Consider the following 3,902-nt stretch of genomic DNA (forward strand, 5'->3'; position numbering starts at 1 on the left):
ACATCAGTTTTCATACCTCTGGAGGCAGAGAGCTTTCATTGGAGCGCATGAAACACATTGAATTGATCCTTCCCCAACATCTTTTCTTAAGGATACACAAGTCGTATATCATTAACACCAGCCATATTGATTTTGTAGAGCGAGGCAGGATTGTGATCGATAAGAACTACCTGCCAATTGGCGAAACCTATAAGGATGTGGTAAATAAGAAGTTGGGGCTTAAAAGTTAAAGTCTGCTTATCTCTTAAATTTTAAAATGGTGTAAGAATGTGCCGGGAAGCTATATTTAGGTGCGTCTCCACTTAGATTTACCTTTGAGCTTACTGTTTTATACCGTTCAGGTTCGGAAGGTGTATTCTTTGAAGTAAGTTTACCCGACAACACATAAACTTCGGTCTCTGGATTTCTACCTTCAAATCCGTTAAGCTCAATTGCAGTAGTAATGGCCTCAGCACTGATATTTACAATGTGTAATGCCAAGGTCTTTTCATCTTCGCTACGCGCTGCTGTTACATCCAGAGCACCTTCTACTTTACTTAAAACACGTAAGGGTAAATAATTCTCTACCTGCATCTTCTGTGCATAAAATGGGGGCATCCCCCACGCCTTGCCCGCGGTAAAGAAAATCTGACCCTGATCCCAATCATTGTCATTCTGCTGATAAGGTTGCAGTGCGTTGGCGGGACTTGAAGTTAGTACAAATTCATTATGTCTGCGGATTGCATTCAGATTAGTAGCATGCCCCAAGGCGCGCTGAATACCATGTTTGCTCCCATTCTCTTCAAAAACGGCAACTTTCATTTGGGTTGCCGGATCCCATTGCTTAAACATACGTTGCATATCTGCAAGTTGCTTATCCGTATCCAGACCTGCCTTTGGATCATCACCACCTACATGGAGATCCCAATAATCGGCCTTGCCGTTAAGTTCCCTGAATACGTACTCCATATTAGGCGATTCAGGGCGCCACCAGGCTGCATGCACGAATTTTAAAGAACTATCTTTCTTTTTCATGGCTGCATACAAGAGATTAAAGCGTGCTACATATTCCTCATATGCTTTTTTGTTATCGCCATTAAAAATAACCTCCTCATTCCCGATCTCTATATATTTTACTCCATAAGGTTTTGGATGTCCGTTTTTGGCACGCTTTGCCCCCCATTCTGTATTCACATTTCCATTAAGGTATTCTACCATATCAGCCGCATCCTCCGGTGTTTCATAGATGTTTATGGCAAAACAAGGTGTTATGGCTGTTGCTTCACAAAACTTAAGAAACTCTTCTATCCCAAAACCGTTGGTGGTATACCAAAATCATTTTTTTGAACCTGTATTCCGGGGAATTCACCATAGTTCCGGCATAACGCAAAAAGGTTAGCCCTTGCGACACCAGCATATTGCCAATATCGGCCCGGATTGGCAAGCCTTTAAACTGATCTTTACCAGTGCCCATAAGTACTGCCTGATCTATCCAAAGTTTACCCTTTGAAGAAATATAGATAGCCAATCTGGCATTTTTATCTGCGGTGCCAGAGGTCAATGTAAATGCATACTTCTTCCAGTTGGCACCTATACCGTTTAATTTTTTGATTGCATATGTTTTGCTGCCATCAGCACTTTCAAGCGCGATACTTACAGGGCCGCTTAGTTTTTCTGCCTTTAGGTATACCCTTCCCTGAAAAGTTTGCCCTTTACGCAATGCAATACCCCAACGGTTTAAACTCCTGTTGGCTACTCCTACTTTTCCGGTACCCGTTGCAAAGGTGATAACCTGCGATTTTTTTCCATTATAGGCTACATTGCTGTCGAGCTCAAAATTGGCTTTTACTTGTCCTGAACTGATGATATCCCAATTATAGCTCACCTGCTCATTGGCGGCATTTACAAGGCTGAGTGGTTCTGTTTTTCCGTTTTCTTGTATGGAGATATTCCTGAACTCCATTGGCGATCTCCAGGTACGCAAACCTATCTTTCCTTTAAGCAAGGGGTTACGCTCATCCTTAAAGGAAAGCATCTGTTGTCCATTAAGGAAAACTTCAATCTCGGATCCTTTTAGTACCACCTTTACTTTATTCCATGTTTCAGGATCAAAACTAGCAGCTGCTTCTTTGAGTGATTCAAAGTTTTGCAGGTGCTTTCCAAGGGCTATCTTTTTACCGTCTCTGCTCAGGCTGATCTCATACCCATCAAAAGCATCATCACCTACACCTGCATTGGCTACCCGAACCAGCAGGGCACCACTTTCTCCTTTTCCGGTAAACCTGATCTCGGCTTGAACGGTCCCGTTACTTACTTCTTTTGGCTCATAGATCAATTTGGCACTATGATCTGGCTCTACACCTATTAGATGCGAACCGGTCATGAATACTTCACTATTTGTGTTTCTGCCAGGGATAATGGCAACCGCACCGTCTTTTGCCGTCCAATAGCCCGTAAACCTTTTCCATTGGTTATGATTTACACCAGTGGAAGGTTCTTCAAAGCTCTCGCCGAATATGCGCTGGTCGTAAAAGCCTCCGTAGATTTCGTGGTTCACATCTTCAATATTTGAACCGTAGATCAGCGGGCTTAATTTATTTTGAATTTGACCGACATCTACCTTAATTCGTGCAGTTTGAGGAAGCGGCAGCCAAACTTTATAGCCTTTTGCGACTCTGTTTCCAACAGCATAGTAAGGGATAGCGGTAAAAGTTTTGCCGTCAGCTGTTTTGCCCGTAACCACATTCACACCCTTTAGCAGGTTGTTTTTGTATTGCGATTGCAATGCTGCAGTAGTATCGATCTGCAACTGTTCAACATTAGTGTTATCTGCTGCCTCGAGGCTATAAACGATAGGTCCTGACGCTATTGCTACGCTGTTTCTTAAGTCTTTTACTTGATTATTTGCAGTAACAAAACGCGGTTTCATAGGCAGCTGGAGTTCCACCTGGTCACCTTTTTTCCATTTGCGGCTGATTACAGCATAACCATTTTCCATTGTGGCTTTGGCAGGGCTGCCGTTTACAAGCAGCGTATATGACGAAGGCAGATCGGAACGGTAGAGATCGTAAGGATTTTCTTTCCCCCTTGCCCATCCTGGAATGCGGAGGCTTAAACTAAAGGCCGATTCCTTTTCAGGATTTACAGTTAGGCTAATCTTTCCTTCCCATGGGTAATTGGTTTTCTGTGAAATGGCGATTAAGGTTTTGCCAGGCAGGCGGATATTGGCATCACTACCGATAAACATGTTTACAAACAAACGATCGCCCGAAGATGCGTAGATGTAGTTTGGAAGTTCAGAAACCATTTTTAAGAACATAGGTGGGCAGCATGGGCAAGAATGCCATGCCCATCTTGAATGATCATGTGCATTGAGTGGATTTTGATAGGTATACTGGTCGCCTGAAAGAGACACACCAGTAAGTACGTTGTTATACAGCACGCGTTCAAACTCATCCATATATTTTCCATCGCCGGTTAGTTCATTCATACGCTGACTGAAAAATCCTGCACCTACAGCTGCACATGTTTCGAGATAGGCATCAGTTGGAAGGTAATAATCTGGCCCGAATTTCTCGTCGTGCGCAATGGCACCGACACCGCCAGTTACAAACATACGGCGGCCAACCATATTGTTCCACAGCTGATCTGCAGTTTGTATGTACTGAGGATCATGGCTCTCCAAAGCAACGGCTGTAATACCTGTAGCTAGTAAAGTGGCACGCACAGCATGACCTTCTATGGTTTTCTGTTTGAAAACAGATATGGAATCTTGTGCATAATCGCCCCAGGTAGGGCGAGTGGCATTGGTTACCGCTCCTTCTTTATATTTTTGATCCTTGATCCACTTTTCTGATTTGTCGTTGCCCCAGGTTTGCCAAAGCGGGTAGTTGATGTGGTTACCACGTTTTTCGATCCAGAAC

Annotated in this window: 3 protein-coding genes; 1 reads left to right on the plus strand and 2 read right to left on the minus strand. The window is 43.5% G+C overall.

What is annotated here, in order from left to right; genetic code table 11:
• A partial coding sequence (locus AC1DDX_RS26270) for a LytTR family transcriptional regulator DNA-binding domain-containing protein (protein WP_477622907.1) occupies nucleotides 1-230 on the plus strand: 230 nt, incomplete at its 5' end.
• A gap of 7 nt (nucleotides 231-237) precedes the next feature.
• Here AC1DDX_RS26270 and AC1DDX_RS26275 read toward each other — a convergent pair.
• Both AC1DDX_RS26275 and AC1DDX_RS26280 read right to left on the minus strand, forming a co-directional pair.
• Nucleotides 238-1,287 carry an alpha-L-arabinofuranosidase C-terminal domain-containing protein gene (locus AC1DDX_RS26275; protein ID WP_477622909.1) on the minus strand — a complete coding sequence of 350 codons (1,050 nt, stop codon included), beginning with the start codon at nucleotides 1,285-1,287 and terminating at the stop codon, nucleotides 238-240.
• On the minus strand, nucleotides 1,271-3,902 hold a 2,632-nt coding region (locus tag AC1DDX_RS26280; protein ID WP_477622908.1), incomplete at its 5' end, for a beta-L-arabinofuranosidase domain-containing protein. The genes AC1DDX_RS26275 and AC1DDX_RS26280, both read right to left, overlap by 17 nt.

It is taken from the genome of Pedobacter sp. 10L46_2 (assembly GCF_056395165.1).